The sequence below is a fragment of the Sphingomonas sp. genome (assembly GCF_019749955.1).
Lineage (GTDB): Bacteria > Pseudomonadota > Alphaproteobacteria > Sphingomonadales > Sphingomonadaceae > Sphingomonas.
This window is the reverse complement of the sequence record NZ_JAIEPC010000028.1, coordinates 1-14,255: the sequence shown is the minus strand read 5'-3', so window position 1 is coordinate 14,255 and position 14,255 is coordinate 1. Positions and strand designations below refer to the sequence as shown.

Genomic DNA, 14,255 nt, shown 5'->3' with positions numbered 1-14,255 from the left:
GATGGCAAGACGGATCGGCTTCGGCGCGCTTTTGATCTTTTTCGCAGGCCTGATCGCGGCCTGGGCCTATGCGCGTTCGATCACGCCGCAGATCGAGCTTGGCGTCGGCTATGGCGCGCGCGTCGCCTGCGCCTGCCGCTACATCGGCAATCGCGACCTGAAGAGCTGCTACAAGGATTTCGAGCCGGGGATGGAGCAGATCAGTCTGAAGGATGATCCCAAGCTCAAAACCGTCACCGCCTATGTCCCGCTATTGGCGTCGCGATCGGTACGCTTCGATCCCGTGCTCGGCTGCCAGGCTGAACCCTTCAAGGGCGCGCCGCTCAAGGTCCCCTGAAACGAGGAGCCCCCATGGCCGACATCATACCCGGACGGATGACCGCGAATCACAGCGGCGACATCGCGGTGTTCATCATCGGCATGCGCGTCAACCGGCTGTTCGCGGTCGGCAAATGGCTGCCGGTGTTCCGCGCGATGGGCGCGATGCTCGGCGAATTGCACCGTGACCCCGACAGCGGGTTTCTGGCCTATGAGATGTGCTGGAAATCGCCGCGCCAGCCGGTGCTGATCCAATATTGGGCATCGTTCGACGCGCTGGAGGCCTATGCTGCCGACGCCGCCAAAGCGCACCGTCCCGCCTGGACTGCCTTCAACCGCGCGACCAAGGACAATGACGCGGTCGGTATCTTCCACGAAACCTATGTCGTGCGCGCCGGGGCGAGCGAGACGCTGTACAATGATCTGCCCGCGTTCGGCCTCGGCAAGGCCAAGGGGCTGGTGCCAGCGATCGGCAATCGCGAAGCCGCGCGCAACCGGATGGCCGAAAGCTAGGCGAATGCCGCTTCGGCGCGCTCGGTTGCCATGATCCAGCCACCACCGAGGACGCGCTCGTCGGCGTAGAGCACGGCGGCCTGCCCCGGCGCGACGCCATATTCGGGCGCATCGAAGATCAGCCGTTCGCCGTCAAGTCGCGCGGGGACAGGCTTGGCAAGGCTGCGCACTTTGGCGGTCAGCGGTCCCGCATGATCGCCGCCGATCCAATTGATGCCGCCGAGTCGTGCCGCACCAACGGCCAGCGCGCGCTTGGGGCCGACGATGACTTGCCGCGTATCGGGCTCCAGCCGGATCACATAGAGCGGCTCGGGCGTGCCGCCGATTTCCAGCCCGCGCCGCTGGCCGACCGTGAAGTGGATCAGGCCCTTGTGTTGCCCGAGGACGCGCCCGGCTTCGTCGACGATCTCGCCGCCGATTTCGGCCTCAGGTCGGAGCTTTTTCACGAGGCGGGCATAATCACCATCGGGGACGAAGCAAATGTCCTGACTGTCAGGCTTCGCCGCGACGCCTAACCCGATTTCCGCTGCCAGTTCGCGCACCCGCGCCTTCGGCATGCCGCCCAGCGGAAAGCGAAGATAATTGAGTTGCGCGGGCGTGGTTGCGAACAGGAAATAGCTTTGGTCGCGGGCAGGGTCGACCGCGCGGTGCAGCTCGGCGCCGCCTTCGCCTTCGACCCGGCGGACATAATGGCCAGTAGCAAGGCAGTCGGCGCCGAGGTCGCGCGCGAGTTTGAGCAGATCGGTGAATTTCGGCCCCATATTGCACTTGATGCACGGGATGGGGGTGCGTCCCGCGAGATATTCGTCGGCAAAATCGTCGATCACGGCCTCCCGAAACGCGGTTTCGTGATCGAAGACATAATGCGCGATGCCGAGCTTGTCGCACACCGCACGGGCATCGCGGATGTCGCGGCCCGCGCAGCAGCTACCCGCGCGCCCGACCGCTTCGCCGTGATCGTAAAGCTGGAGCGTGATGCCGATCGTCTCGGCACCGGTGCGCGCAGCCAAAGCGGCGACGACCGATGAATCGACGCCGCCTGACATCGCTACCACGATGCGCCGCGCGGTGGGATTTGCGCCCAATTGGAAATCGCCCTCGGTCATGGCTGCGCAGATAGGGCGTGCGCCGTGCCGATGCAAAGCCGGGATGAAAATCGCGTTTGGCTCAAGGCCTTTACCGGACCTTCAGACCCGCACCCCTATACCCCGGGTTCAAGATAAGTCTGTAGTGGAAGTGCTTGTGAACCTTGGTTTTCGCCGTCTGGAACCCGATCGATCGGGCCCCATGCTGCCCGTTTCCTTCGCGGTGTTGATGGTTGGCGTCGCCGCGCGCCAGGCGACCAGCCCGACGGCACGGCTGGCGATGCGCATCGATCGTCCCACCTCGGTTGAGGGCTCGCTGTTCCAACAGCGCGGACCGTTCAACGCGGCAACGGCGGCGGTGCTCAGCAACTGGCAAGGTGAATGAAGATCGCATTTACCCCGCCGTTTCAGTTCGTGTTCAAGTCCGGCTGCTATCGGTCGTTACTGCAATTTGTGAGCGCTTGCGCCAATCGAGGTTTGTAAATGATCGAGAACCAGAAGATCCGCCCGGCAAAGGTGATCGGCCCGCTCGGCGAACCGCTGACGCTGGAGTCGCTCCCGCCGCCCGAGACGACGCGCTGGGTCGTGCGGCGCAAGGCCGAGGTTGTGGCCGCCGTCAATGGCGGGCTGCTGAGCGTCGACGAAGTCTGCGCGCTCTATAATCTGACGCTGGAGGAATTCGCAGGGTGGCAGCGGGCGATCGATCGCTCGGGCATGCCGGGTCTGCGCGTGACGCGGATCCAGCATTATCGCTCGCTGTACGAGCGCCAACAGAAATACTGATCGCTGCCAGTCCCCTGAGATCGGGGAACAAACCGGCCCTTCAATGAGTCTTCCCTCCATGCTCGGCGATCGAGCGCAATGGAGGGTAATATGGTCGGACTCATTATTTGGCTCGTCATCGGTGGCGTGGTTGGCTGGCTCGCAAGCATGGTGATGCGCACCGATGCGCAGCAGGGCATGATCCTGAATGTTGTCGTCGGCATCATCGGTTCGGTGATTGCCTCCTACCTGTTCGGCGGCGGCATCAACGATGGCATCACCGTCAAGACATTCATCTATTCGCTGATCGGCGCCGTCATTCTGCTGGCGATCGTCAATCTGGTCCGGCGCGGCGCCGTACGCTGATCGGCTAGCGGGCGGCGAGGCGCCGCAAAGGGGTCGCGCGGATCGGCCCGTGCGGCCCCTTTGTCATTCGTTTCGGGCCAAAATGCACCCATCTCGGGTTGCAGAGTCGGATAAAACGCGGCAAGGGCGCGCTTGGGTCACGCAGCCCTCTTGAGGTCAGTGATATATTTCGCTAACACAGCGACACAGTATAGGCGGCGCGGGCCGAGGCGAGAGTGGCTGACATGAATTATGAACCGGGGACGATCGGCAATGACGGGCGCTATGCGTTGCCCGACAGCGACGCGCGCGCGCCACGCCGGGGGCTCTGGATTGCCGTTGCGGTGGTCGTCATCGTCATCGCGGCGCTGCTTGGCTTCTGGGTTTTTGGCAAGAAAACCGCCGATGCTCCCGCTGATGCCAAGGCCGCGGCCAAGCAGATTCCGTCGGTGACGGTGGCCGTGCCGGGGCGCCAGCTCGTCGACCGCACGATCAGCGCAACCGGGTCGATTGCGGCCAAAGTCGACATGCCCGTCGGCGTGGCGGGCGAGGGCGGTCGCGTGACGGCTGTGCTTGTTCAGCCCGGCCAATGGGTGCGCTCCGGCCAGGTGCTTGCGACGATCGACCGGTCAGTCCAGGTCGAAACCCAGGCCTCGCAGGCCGCCCAGATCGCGGTCGCCCAATCGGATGCGCGGCTCGCCCAGGCCGAGCTCGACCGTGCCAAGCAACTCGTCGATCGCGGCTTTATCTCAAAGGCCGATGTTGATCGCCGCACCGCAACGCGCGATGCGGCGCTTGCCCGCGTCAAGGTTGCGCAAGCGCAGCTCGATGAAATCCGCGCGCGCAATGGCCGCCTGCTGATCCGCGCGCCCGCCGCCGGGCTGGTGCTGACGCGCAGCGTCGAGCCGGGCCAGATTGTCAGCGCAGGGTCGGGCGTGTTGTTCCGCCTCGCTGCGGGTGGCGAGCTTGAGCTGCGCGCCGCGCTCTCCGATGCCGATATGGCGCAGATCCGCGTCGGTATTCCGGTGACAGTAATCCCGGTTGGCGACACGCGGACCTTTGCCGGCCATGTGTGGCAGGTGGCGCCGGTGATCGATCCGCAGACCCGGCAGGGTACGGTACGAATCGCGCTGCCCTTTGACCCTGCGCTGCGTCCAGGCGGCTTTGCCGCGGCGACGCTTACCAGCGGCGTCTCGCAGTCGCCGCTGCTGCCGCAGTCGGCGGTGCAGAGCGACGGCAAGGGCAATTTCGTCTATATCATCAATGCCAAGCGCGAAGTGGTGCAGCGTCCGGTCAAGGTCGGCCAGGTCTCCGATGCCGGGGTCGCCATCACCGAAGGGCTGACCGGCAATGAGCAAGTCGTGGTTTCGGCGGGTGCGTTCCTCAGCCCGGGGCAAAAGGTTGCGCCCGTGCGGCAGAAGCGGGCGAGCTGACGCGGTCGTCGAGCAGGCAATTTATACGTATCGCGCTTGGGTAAAGGCACAGGATCATGAGTTTCCGCAACATTTCGGCCTGGTCGATCCGCAATCCCATGCCTTCGATCGTGCTGTTCGTCGCGCTGTTGCTGGCAGGCGTCCTCAGCTTTTCGCGGATGCAGGTGAACGACAATCCGGACATCGACTTTCCGGCCGCCTCAATCACGATCAGCCAGCCGGGTGCCGCGCCGACCGAGCTCGAAAAGCAAGTCACCCAGCGCGTCGAATCGGCGGTGCGCAGCATCGCCGGTATCGACGAAGTTAATTCGAATGTCGGCGAAGGCTATAGCACCACGCGTGTCTCCTTCGCGATCGGCACCCCGATCGACCGTGCGGTCAATGATGTGCGCAACGCGGTTTCGCAGATTCGCGGTGACTTGCCGGACGGTATTCTCGAACCGCAGGTTGACCGAATCGACATCGGCGACGGTTCGCTTGCCTATATGTCGGCCGAAGCGACCGACATGACGCTCGAAGAGCTGAGCTGGTACGTGGACGACACCGTCGCCAAGCGACTGCTGGCCAATCCCGGCACCGCCCGCGTCAGCCGTCAGGGCGGCGTGAACCGCGAAATTCGCGTCATCCTCGATCCCGTCAAGCTCCAGTCGTTCGGGATCACGGCGGCGCAGGTCAACCAGCAACTGCGCCAGACCAATTTGAACGCCGCTGGCGGTCGCGCCGAAGTGGCGGGATCCGAACAATCGGTGCGCGTGCTCGGCAATGCGCGCACGGCCTTTGCGCTTGGCGAATCCGAAGTTTCGATCGGCGGCGGTCGCACGGTCAAACTGTCCGATCTCGCCGAGGTGAAGGACGCCTATGCCGAACAGCGCTCGCTCGCGCTGATGAATGGCCACCCCGTGGTAGCCTTTGACGTCGCCCGGGCCAAGGGCGCGTCGGACGTGACCGTTTACGATGCGATGCAAAAGACGCTCAAGGCGCTCGAAAAGGAAAACCCCAAGGTTCACTTCACCGAGCTGTTCACCAGCGTGAATTACACCAAGAGCCAATATCATTCGGCGATCGAAGCGATGATCGAAGGCGCCGTGCTCGCCGTCATTGTCGTGTTCATCTTCCTGCGCGATTGGCGTGCCACCATCATTTCGGCGATTGCCATTCCGCTGTCGGCAATCCCGGCGTTTTTCTTCATGGAATTGATGGGCTTCACGCTCAATTTCCTCAGCCTGCTCGCGCTCAGTCTGGTCGCGGGGGTGCTGGTCGATGACGCCATCGTCGAGATCGAAAACATCGTCAGACACATGCGGATGGGCAAATCCGCCTATCAGGCATCGATCGACGCCGCGGACGAAATCGGCTTGGCTGTGCTCGCGACAACGATGGCGATCGTCGCGGTGTTCCTGCCGGTTGGGCTGATGCCCGGCGTTTCAGGCCAGTTCTTCAAGAATTTCGGGCTGACCGTTGTGGTCGCAGTGCTGCTCAGCCTTGGCGTCGCGCGCCTGATCACGCCGATGATCGCGGCCTATTTCCTGAAGGCCAAGGGGCATGCAACCCACGGCGAAGGCTGGATCATGGACCGGTATATGGACACGCTGCGCTGGTCGCTGCGCCATCGCTGGAAGACGGTCGGGATCGGCGGGCTGGCCTTTCTGGCCACGGTCGCGACCTTCGGCGGCGTGCCGGGGTTGTTCGGGCCGATGCCGCTCGCCTTCCAGCCCGAACTCAACCAGGATTTCAGCCAGGTTTCGATTCAAATGGCGCCGGGCACGACGCTTCAGCAAACTCGCGCTGTCGCCGAGCGCGTGACGGCAATCGTCAAGTCCGATCCTGATGTCGAGACTGCCTTTACTGATGTCAACGTCGGCAACGGCGGTGTCTTCATTACGCTCAAGAAAGGGCGCACCCGCACATCGAGCGAGTTCGAGCGCGCGCTCGCGCCGCAACTCAACGACATCCCCGATGCTCGCGTCAACTTTCAGGCGCAGGGCGGCGGCGGCGGCGGTTCGGGTCGTGCAATCACCGTGACGATCGGCGGCAGCGATCCGGCGCAGCTGACCGAAGTCGCCAATCGCCTTGTCGAAGAAATGGCGACGCTGCCCGAACTGCGCGCACCGCGCGTCGTCGGCGATTTGCAGCGGCCCGAAATCACGATCACGCCGCATCTGGACCTGGCCGCCAATCTGGGCGTGACGACGGCGGCGATCAGCCAGTCGATCCGCATCGCGACACTGGGCGACATCGACCAGAACGCCGCGAAATTCTCGCTGTCCGACCGGCAGATTCCGATCCGGGTCGCGCTGTCGGAGGATTCGCGCAAAAATCTGTCGACGATCGAGAATATGGCCGTCCCGACGGTCAACGGCGGTTCGGTGCCGCTCAAGGTCGTCGCGGACATTGGCTTCGGCGCCGGTCCGACGCTGATCCAGCGCACCAATCTAACGCGGCGGATCAGCATCGGCGCCGATCTCGCCCCCGGCAAGGTCACTGGCGACGCGGAGCCCAAGATCCAGAAACTGCCCGCGCTCAAGAACCTGCCGACGGGCGTGCGCCAGTTGACGCTGGGCCAAGCCAAGTGGCTGGGCGAGTTGCTTGTCAACTTCGTTGTCGCGGTGATTTCAGGCGTGCTGCTGGTGTTTGCGGTGCTGGTGCTCTTGTACAAGCGGTTGATGCCGCCGCTGGTGAATATGGGGTCGCTGATCCTCGCGCCGTTGGGGTCGGCGATTGCACTGCGCATCGCCGGTGACGCTGTGTCGATGCCGGTGTTCATCGGCCTGCTGATGCTGCTCGGCATCGTCGCCAAAAATTCGATCCTGCTCGTCGATTTCGCGCTCGAAGAAATGGGCAAGGGCGTCGACAAGACCACCGCCGTGCTCGACGCCGGTCACAAGCGTGCGCAGCCGATCGTGATGACGACGATCGCCATGGTTGCGGGCATGGTGCCGGTCGCGCTGTCGCTGACCGGCGATGGTAGCTGGCGTGCGCCAATGGGCGTGACGGTGATCGGCGGGCTGATCCTGTCGACCATTCTGACGCTGGTCATCGTGCCGGCAACCTTCTCGCTCGCTGTTGGCATTGAAGAGTGGGTGGGCCAGCGCTTGGGCAAGCGGCTGCTGACCTATAGCCCCGGTGACGACGGCCAGCCCGTGATCGATCATGCGGGTGGTCCCGACAAGATCGGCTTCCGGCCGGGCGGTGGAGCGGTGCAACCCGCCGAGTGAGCACCACCTGCAATCATGGCTTGAACAAAAACCGGCTTCGGGGCTTGTTCAGGCTATGATCGCGCCGAGAGCCGACCGGCTTGCCCCTCCTGCTGCGCTGGTGCGCATGCGCCTGATCGCGACCGGCTTGCTGGTGGCGATGGCGGGGGCGTTTGTCGCGACGCGGTGGATCGGCCCGGTGCACCCCGCGATCGGCTATATTCGCGCCTTCGCCGAAGCGGCGATGGTCGGCGGGCTGGCCGACTGGTTCGCGGTGACTGCGCTCTTCCGCCATCCGCTCGGTCTGCCGATCCCACACACTGCGATCGTACCGCGTAACAAGGACCGGATCGGCGAGGCGCTCGCCAATTTCCTCCGCGACAATTTCCTGGTGCCCGGCGTCGTCGCGCGACGGATGCGGCGGCTCGATATCGCCGCGTCGGCGGGGCGTTGGCTTGCGCAGCCCGCCAACCGCGACGGGCGGCTGGGGCGCGGGGCGGCGCGGATGTTCGCCGATCTGCTCGACGCGTTCGACCAGCAACGGCTGGGCGGCATGGTCAAGACCACAATCGGCAATCGGCTCCGCGCGCTCGAAATCGCGCCGCTGCTCGGGCAAGCGCTGGAGGCGGCGATTGCGCACGACCGGCATGTGCCGCTGCTCAACGGCATGATCCGTTGGGGCGGCAATATGCTGCGCGCCAATGAGGACAATATCCGCGCGATGGTCCACGACCGGTCGGGATCGCTGATGCGCTGGACCGGGTTGGATGAGACCGTTGCCAACAAGATCATCGACGGGCTCAACCAGATGCTGGGCGAAGTCGGCGACGATACCGAGCATCCGTTGCGCGCCAAAGCCGAGGAGGCGCTGGTCCAGCTTGCGATCGATCTGCGGAACGATGCTGCGACGCGCGCGCGGGTCGAAGCGCTGAAACTTGAAGTGATCGACAACCCGGCGATGCAGCGCTGGCTCGACGGGCTATGGGAATCGGCGCGGCATTCGCTGCTGCGCTATGCGCGCGAACCGGCCGCGCAACGCGCCGGCGGGCTGGCCGAGGCGATGCAGCAGCTCGGCCGTACGCTGCAGGAGGATGCCGCGCTGCGGGCAACGATCAACCGCTTCGTGCGCCGTGCCGCCGTCGGCACCGCCGCCGATTATGGCTCGGGCATTGTCCGGCTGGTGTCAGAGACGATCCGCGGCTGGGATGCGCGCACGCTCACCCGTCGGCTGGAAAATGCCGTCGGCCGCGATTTACAGTATATCCGCATCAATGGCACGGTCGTGGGTGGGCTGGTCGGGGTCGCGCTGCACGCCATCGATACGCTGTTGTGACTGGCTCAGCGCCAGTCGAGTATCGTCCAACTGCGCTTTCCGGCCAGGCTGGCCAGCGCAGTGTCGGGATTGACCACAAACCCCTCATCGGCCCAGCCGAGCGTCGGCGCGTCAGAGATATGGTCCGAATAGAAGCGCACTTGCGCGGCGCCGCGCGCGATGCCTTCGCGCGCCAGCCACGCCATGACGCGATCGAGCTTGGCCGCGCCATAGCAATTGGCGCCCGCCAGCCGCGCAAGGACTTGGCCCGCCGCATCATGCTGCGCCTCGGTCGCGATCACCGCATCGGCGCCGACCAGCGCGGCAATCGCTTCGGCGTAGAACAGGTGCGAGGCCGTCGCGACGATGATCCGGTAGCCAGCGGCACGATCGGTCGCGATCTGCGCGAGTGCTGCCGGAAACAGCCCGTGCTGAACTTCCAGCGCCGCAAAGCTAGCGGCAGCGCGCGCCAGTTGTTCAGCCGGGGCGTGCGCGCCGATCAGCAGCCGATGCGTCGCCTCTTTCAATTTTGCCCGGTCGATCAGCCGCAGCGGGTGCCCCACAGCGATCAGCCCCGCGACCGGCAGCAGTGCCAGCCGCCACGGCGCATAGGTCCACGCATAATGGATCAGGAAGCGCGTCCATGTCGGCGCGCGCGTGATCGTCTTGTCCATGTCGTAAATGGCGAGCCGCTGCATCCACCGCTTACTGGCCGCTATCCGCTTGCCGATCCAGCCCGATTGCAGCAAGGAAGGCGCCAATGAGCGCCAAAGCCGACTTTCTCCACGAAACCATCGGCGGCGCCGAAACGCTGCGCTTTTCCGGGCGGCTGTCGCTGTCCTGCCTCGGCGATTTCCCGGAACGGTTGCGCGCTTATGAAGGGCGGATCGACCGGCTCGACCTCAGCCAGATTCAGCGGATCGACACCGTTGGCGCTTGGCTGATCCACCGCTTCGCCGCCGAACATGATGCGCGGATCGAAGGGCTGAGCCCCGAAGCGGCGCATCTGCTCGATCAGGTTTCCGTCGCCGACCAGCATGTCGAAATGCGCCCCGAGCGCCAGCACACAATTGTGCGCACGCTGGCTGAAATTGGCGCGGCGACCATGTCGGCGCTGACGACGCTTTATGGCCTGTTGGGGTTCTTCGGCGCGACGGCGATCGCCTTTGGCTCGGTGATCCGCCACCCGTCGCGCTTCCGCTTCAACGCGACAGTGCACCGGTTCGAAGTGGTGGGCGTGTCGGCGCTCGGCATCATCGGGTTGATGAGCTTCCTGATCGGCATCGTCATCGCGCAGCAGGGATCGGTGCAGTTGCGCCAGTTCGGCGCCGAGGTGTTCACGATCAATCTGGTCGGTCGCATCACGCTGCGCGAATTGGGCGTGCTGATGACCGCGATCATGGTCGCCGGGCGATCGGGGTCGTCGTTTGCGGCGCAGCTCGGTACGATGAAGCTGACCGAGGAAATCGACGCGATGCGCACGATCGGCGTGTCGCCGATGGAAGCTTTGGTGTTGCCGCGCGTGCTGGCGGCGGTGCTGATGATGCCGCTGCTCGGTTTCTATGCCTCAGCCTGGGCGATTTTCGGCGGCGGACTGCTTTGCTGGATATCGCTCGACATTCCGCCGGTGACATTCATCCAGCGCCTGCGTGAAGTGGTACCGATCACCGACTTGTTCGTCGGACTGATCAAAGCGCCGGTGTTCGGACTGATCATCGCCATTTCGGGCTGTTTTCAGGGCATGCAGGTCGAATCCGATGCCGAACAGGTCGGCACCCGCACGACCTCTGCGGTGGTGCAGGCGATCTTCCTCGTGATCGTGCTCGACGCGTTCTTTGCGATGTTCTTCACCTGGGTCGGGTGGATCTGATGGTCGAGACCGTCATCCGCGTGCGCGGGCTCAGCACCAGCTTCGGCGAGCAGACCGTGCACGAGAATCTCGATCTCGACGTGCGGCGCGGCGAGATTTTGGGCGTCGTCGGTGGATCGGGCACCGGCAAGTCGGTGCTGATGCGCTCGATCATTGGCCTCCAGACCCCCAATGAGGGCGAAGTCAGCGTGTTCGGCGAATCGACGATCGATCGCGAGGAAACCGAGAGCGAGGAAATCCGACGTCGCTGGGGCGTCTTGTTCCAGGGCGGGGCGCTGTTTTCGACGCTGACCGTCGCCGAAAATGTCCAGGTGCCGTTGCGCGAATTCTATCCCGAGCTCGACCAGGGCCTGCTCGATGAAATTGCCGCCTATAAGGTGGTGATGACCGGACTGCCCGTCGATGCCGGGCCCAAATATCCGGCCGAGCTGTCGGGCGGGATGAAGAAGCGGGCCGGCCTTGCGCGCGCGCTCGCGCTCGATCCCGAGCTTTTGTTCCTCGACGAGCCGACCGCCGGGCTCGACCCGATCGGTGCAGCGGCGTTCGACGATCTCACGCGATCATTGCAAAAGACGCTGGGGCTCACCGTGTTCCTGATCACGCATGATCTCGACACGCTCTATGCGATCTGCGACCGGGTGGCGGTGCTCGCCGACAAGCATGTCATTGCGGTGGGCACGATCGACGAATTGCTCGCGCTGGACCATCCGTGGATCCAGGAATATTTCAACGGACCGCGCGGGCGCGCCGCGATCGCGACGGTCGAATCTGCCGACCGCCGCGCCGCCGCTCAGGCCAATCGAGGGACCAGCGACTGATGGAAACGCGCTCCAACCATGTTTTTGTCGGTGCCGTCGTGCTGCTGCTGCTGGCGATGCTGGCGCTGTTTCTGGTGTGGCTTGCGCGGCTCAACGGGACGCAGGCCAAGGAATATGACATCTTCTTCAAGCAATCGGTCAATGGCCTGAACACGGGGTCCGAAGTTGGCTATTCGGGCGTGCCGTCGGGGCAGGTGATCAAGGTCGCGCTGTTCAAGGACGATCCGCAGTTCGTGCGCGTGCGCATTCGTGTCAACGACGATACGCCGATCCTCGAAGGCACGACGGCCTATGTCCAGGGCAGCTTCACCGGCACCAGCACCGTCCAGCTCGACGGTGCGGTCAAGGGTGCGCCGCCGATCGTCTGCCCGGCGGTCAATCCGCAGCAATCCTGTCCTTACGGCGTGCCGGTGATTCCGACGCGGCAAGGCGGGCTCGGCGCGCTGCTCAGCTCGGCGCCCGAATTGCTCCAGCGGCTGTCGACGCTGACCGCCAAGGTCACCGAACTGCTCAACGACCGCAACAGCAAGTCGCTCGGCAATATCCTCGCCAATACCGACCGGCTGACCCGCGCGCTGGCCGATCAATCGCCCGACATCGGCAAGACGCTCGCCGAGACGCGGACGACCTTGCAAAAGGTCGGCGCCGCAGCGGACCAGATTGGCGTGCTGGCAGAGAAGACCGGCGGCACCGTCGATGATCTGAAACCCGCCGCCGCCAAGCTCAGCAAGGCGATTGATGCCGCGCAGCACAGCCTTGAGACGATCGACTCGCTGGTTGCCGATGCCAAGCCCGGCGTGCAGGCGTTCAGCAAGCAGACGGTGCCTGAAATCGGCCAGTTGGTGCGTGATCTGCGGATCATGTCGGCGGCGCTCACCAATGTCGCCGAAAAGATCGATCAGGGCGGGGCGAGCGCGTTGCTCGGCCAGCCAGCCCTTCCCGACTATAAGCCCAAGAAATGAGGCCCGCGATGCTCCCCATCCTGAAGCGCTTGGCGCCGCTGCTCGTTTTCGTGCCGCTCGGCGCGTGCATCAGTCTCGTCGGCAAGGCGCCGGCCATGCTGCTCACGCTGGCGTCGAACGCCGCTCCCGCCGTGGGCAGCACACTTGATTCAAAGACCGCCAAGACGATCACCTTGCAGGTCCCCGTGGTGCCCGCCGCGATTGCGGGGCCGCGCGTGCCGGTGATGACGGGGTCGACCTCGATTGCTTACGTAAAGGGCGCCGTCTGGTCCGAGCCGCCCGCGCGGCTGTTTGCGCGGCTGGTAGCCGATACGGTCGCCGCCAAGACCGGGCGCGTCGTGCTGTCGAACCAGCAGAGCTTTGGCGATCCGGGCGCGCGGCTGTCGGGTGAACTGCGCACCTTCGGCATTGATGCCGACCACAGCCAGGCCGTGGTCGCGTTTGAAGGGACGCTGGTGCGCGACGGGCAGAAGACGTTCGAGAAACGCCGCTTCGAAGCGCGCGAGCCGGTCGGGGCGATCACCCCTGAAGGCGCGGGCGCCGCACTCAACCGCGCCGCCAATCGCGTCGCGGCCGATGTTGCCGATTGGGTTGGCCGCTAAGGCGTCACACGGCGCACCGGCACCGGCAGATTGCACAGATCGGCAGCACCCGCCGGCACGGTGAAGAAGGGGGGCTGGCGATTGGCCTTGCTGTCGAGATAGGCGGCAAAGTCGGGCCCGCCCGGCACCAGATAATCCCAGCGCGGGCGTTCGCTTGCGGGCAAGTCGGCGGCGATCCGCACTCGCGCGATCGGAACGCGCTGCTTGGGGTCTTCGTACAGCCCCAGCCCGCCGCCGGTGCCGCGCGGCAAGGCGGACAAGGCGGCCATGCCATCGATGACGCGGCCGACGACGGCGATGTTGCGGTCGAGATGGCGCGGGGCATGGCCGATGACGGTATAAAGATCGGTGCCGCTGCCGGTGCTCGGCGCCAGATCGCGCGCGACGCCAACGGCGCCATAGCAATGCGGCAGCCATTGCTGCTTGCCGTCGCTTGCCACCGCCCAGCCATCGCTGCTGAAACCGGTCATGCGCGCATAGGCATCGCGGTAAGGATTGCGGCTGAGCTTGTGGTCGCGGGCGGGCCAGTCATATTCGGGCGGCGGATTGGCGACGATGCCGGGTGGTGGCACCTTCTTCTCGGTCGCGTCGCCCCATTGGGTGACATAATTGTCCTGCACGCGGTAGACGGTCGCATCGCGCCACCAGCCGCTGCGCGCAATCGTGCGGATATTGGCGACATGGACGGGCGTGAAGCCGCTCGCGAGCCAGATCGTCACGCGCCGCCCGTCGGGGAAATCGATCAGCAGCAAATCCTCGGGCGACACTTCGGCCCAGGCGCCGTCGGGCGCGGCCTTCAGGATGTCGGCAGTGCCCGGCTTGGCCTTGGGTGCGGGCTTGGGCGGCGGTGTGGCCGCGAACAGCAGCGGCAGGGCAAGGGCGAGCGAGGCGATACGGATCATGATGGGCATCATGCCACGCGCGCGTGACTTGCGGAAGCTGGTGCGCCCCGCTACGGCTCGCGGCCTTCCAGTGCATGCGGAGCGGTGGCCGAGTGGTCGAAGGCGCTCGCCTGGAAAGTGAGTATACGTCAAAAGCGTA

At 64.9% G+C, this 14,255-nt stretch carries 15 protein-coding genes; 12 read left to right on the top strand and 3 right to left on the bottom strand.

Annotated elements, in window-relative coordinates; all coding sequences use genetic code 11:
* Nucleotide 1: 1 nt before the first annotated feature.
* Together K2W81_RS08365 and K2W81_RS08360 are read left to right on the top strand one after the other, a co-directional pair.
* The gene (locus K2W81_RS08365; protein ID WP_294103275.1) at nt 2-337 is read left to right on the top strand and encodes a hypothetical protein; all 336 of its coding nucleotides are present in this window, start codon (nt 2-4) and stop codon (nt 335-337) included.
* Between the two features lie 14 nt (nt 338-351).
* Nucleotides 352-831, top strand: coding sequence for a DUF4188 domain-containing protein (locus K2W81_RS08360; RefSeq protein WP_294103273.1), 480 nt, complete (start codon nt 352-354; stop codon nt 829-831).
* Here the strand turns inward: K2W81_RS08360 and mnmA are convergent.
* Nucleotides 828-1,937 carry a tRNA 2-thiouridine(34) synthase MnmA gene (gene mnmA, locus K2W81_RS08355; RefSeq protein WP_294103271.1) on the bottom strand — a complete coding sequence of 370 codons (1,110 nt, stop codon included), beginning with the start codon at nt 1,935-1,937 and terminating at the stop codon, nt 828-830. The two genes, K2W81_RS08360 and mnmA, sit on opposite strands and share 4 nt — an antisense overlap.
* 181 nt (nt 1,938-2,118) lie before the next feature.
* Between mnmA and K2W81_RS08350 the strand changes: the two genes are divergently transcribed.
* The 6 genes from K2W81_RS08350 to K2W81_RS08325 all read left to right on the top strand — a co-directional run bounded on the left by K2W81_RS08350 (nt 2,119) and on the right by K2W81_RS08325 (nt 8,983).
* Nucleotides 2,119-2,301, top strand: a complete 183-nt coding sequence (locus tag K2W81_RS08350; protein ID WP_294103269.1) for a hypothetical protein — start codon at nt 2,119-2,121, stop codon at nt 2,299-2,301.
* Between the two features lie 98 nt (nt 2,302-2,399).
* The gene (locus K2W81_RS08345) at nt 2,400-2,699 is read left to right on the top strand and encodes a DUF1153 domain-containing protein (RefSeq protein ID WP_294103267.1); all 300 of its coding nucleotides are present in this window, start codon (nt 2,400-2,402) and stop codon (nt 2,697-2,699) included.
* 90 nt (nt 2,700-2,789) lie between these two features.
* Nucleotides 2,790-3,044, top strand: a complete 255-nt coding sequence (locus tag K2W81_RS08340; RefSeq protein ID WP_294103264.1) for a GlsB/YeaQ/YmgE family stress response membrane protein — start codon at nt 2,790-2,792, stop codon at nt 3,042-3,044.
* A 224-nt stretch (nt 3,045-3,268) separates the two neighbouring features.
* Nucleotides 3,269-4,456, top strand: coding sequence for an efflux RND transporter periplasmic adaptor subunit (locus tag K2W81_RS08335; RefSeq protein WP_294103306.1), 1,188 nt, complete (start codon nt 3,269-3,271; stop codon nt 4,454-4,456).
* A gap of 56 nt (nt 4,457-4,512) precedes the next feature.
* A complete protein-coding gene (locus tag K2W81_RS08330; RefSeq protein WP_294103262.1) occupies nt 4,513-7,671 on the top strand; it encodes an efflux RND transporter permease subunit in 3,159 nt (1,052 codons plus the stop codon).
* A 55-nt stretch (nt 7,672-7,726) separates the two neighbouring features.
* Nucleotides 7,727-8,983, top strand: coding sequence for a DUF445 domain-containing protein (locus K2W81_RS08325; protein WP_294103260.1), 1,257 nt, complete (start codon nt 7,727-7,729; stop codon nt 8,981-8,983).
* Nucleotides 8,984-8,988: 5 nt separating this feature from the next.
* On the opposite strand, the gene K2W81_RS08320 is transcribed toward K2W81_RS08325, so the two are convergent.
* Entirely contained in the window at nt 8,989-9,660 is a 672-nt protein-coding gene (locus K2W81_RS08320; RefSeq protein WP_294103258.1) for an HAD family phosphatase, read from the bottom strand.
* Nucleotides 9,661-9,722: 62 nt separating this feature from the next.
* Between K2W81_RS08320 and K2W81_RS08315 the strand changes: the two genes are divergently transcribed.
* From K2W81_RS08315 to K2W81_RS08300, 4 genes are read left to right on the top strand one after another with little or no spacing between them, the layout of a single operon-like run.
* Nucleotides 9,723-10,832 (top strand): ABC transporter permease, encoded by a 1,110-nt coding sequence (locus K2W81_RS08315; RefSeq protein WP_294103257.1) that lies wholly within the window; start codon nt 9,723-9,725, stop codon nt 10,830-10,832.
* On the top strand, nt 10,832-11,650 hold the full coding sequence (locus tag K2W81_RS08310) for an ABC transporter ATP-binding protein (RefSeq protein WP_294103255.1): 819 nt from the start codon (nt 10,832-10,834) through the stop codon (nt 11,648-11,650). Before K2W81_RS08315 ends, K2W81_RS08310 begins: the two co-directional genes overlap by 1 nt.
* Complete coding sequence (locus K2W81_RS08305) at nt 11,650-12,612, top strand: MlaD family protein (protein WP_294103253.1); 963 nt, start codon at nt 11,650-11,652, stop codon at nt 12,610-12,612. The genes K2W81_RS08310 and K2W81_RS08305 overlap by 1 nt, the downstream gene beginning before the upstream one ends.
* A gap of 8 nt (nt 12,613-12,620) precedes the next feature.
* Nucleotides 12,621-13,214: an ABC-type transport auxiliary lipoprotein family protein gene (locus K2W81_RS08300; RefSeq protein ID WP_294103252.1), complete on the top strand. Its 594-nt coding sequence runs from the start codon at nt 12,621-12,623 to the stop codon at nt 13,212-13,214.
* Here K2W81_RS08300 and K2W81_RS08295 read toward each other — a convergent pair.
* The gene (locus tag K2W81_RS08295) at nt 13,211-14,116 is read right to left on the bottom strand and encodes a peptidylprolyl isomerase (protein ID WP_294103250.1); all 906 of its coding nucleotides are present in this window, start codon (nt 14,114-14,116) and stop codon (nt 13,211-13,213) included. The two genes, K2W81_RS08300 and K2W81_RS08295, sit on opposite strands and share 4 nt — an antisense overlap.
* Between the last annotated feature and the right edge of the window lie 139 nt (nt 14,117-14,255).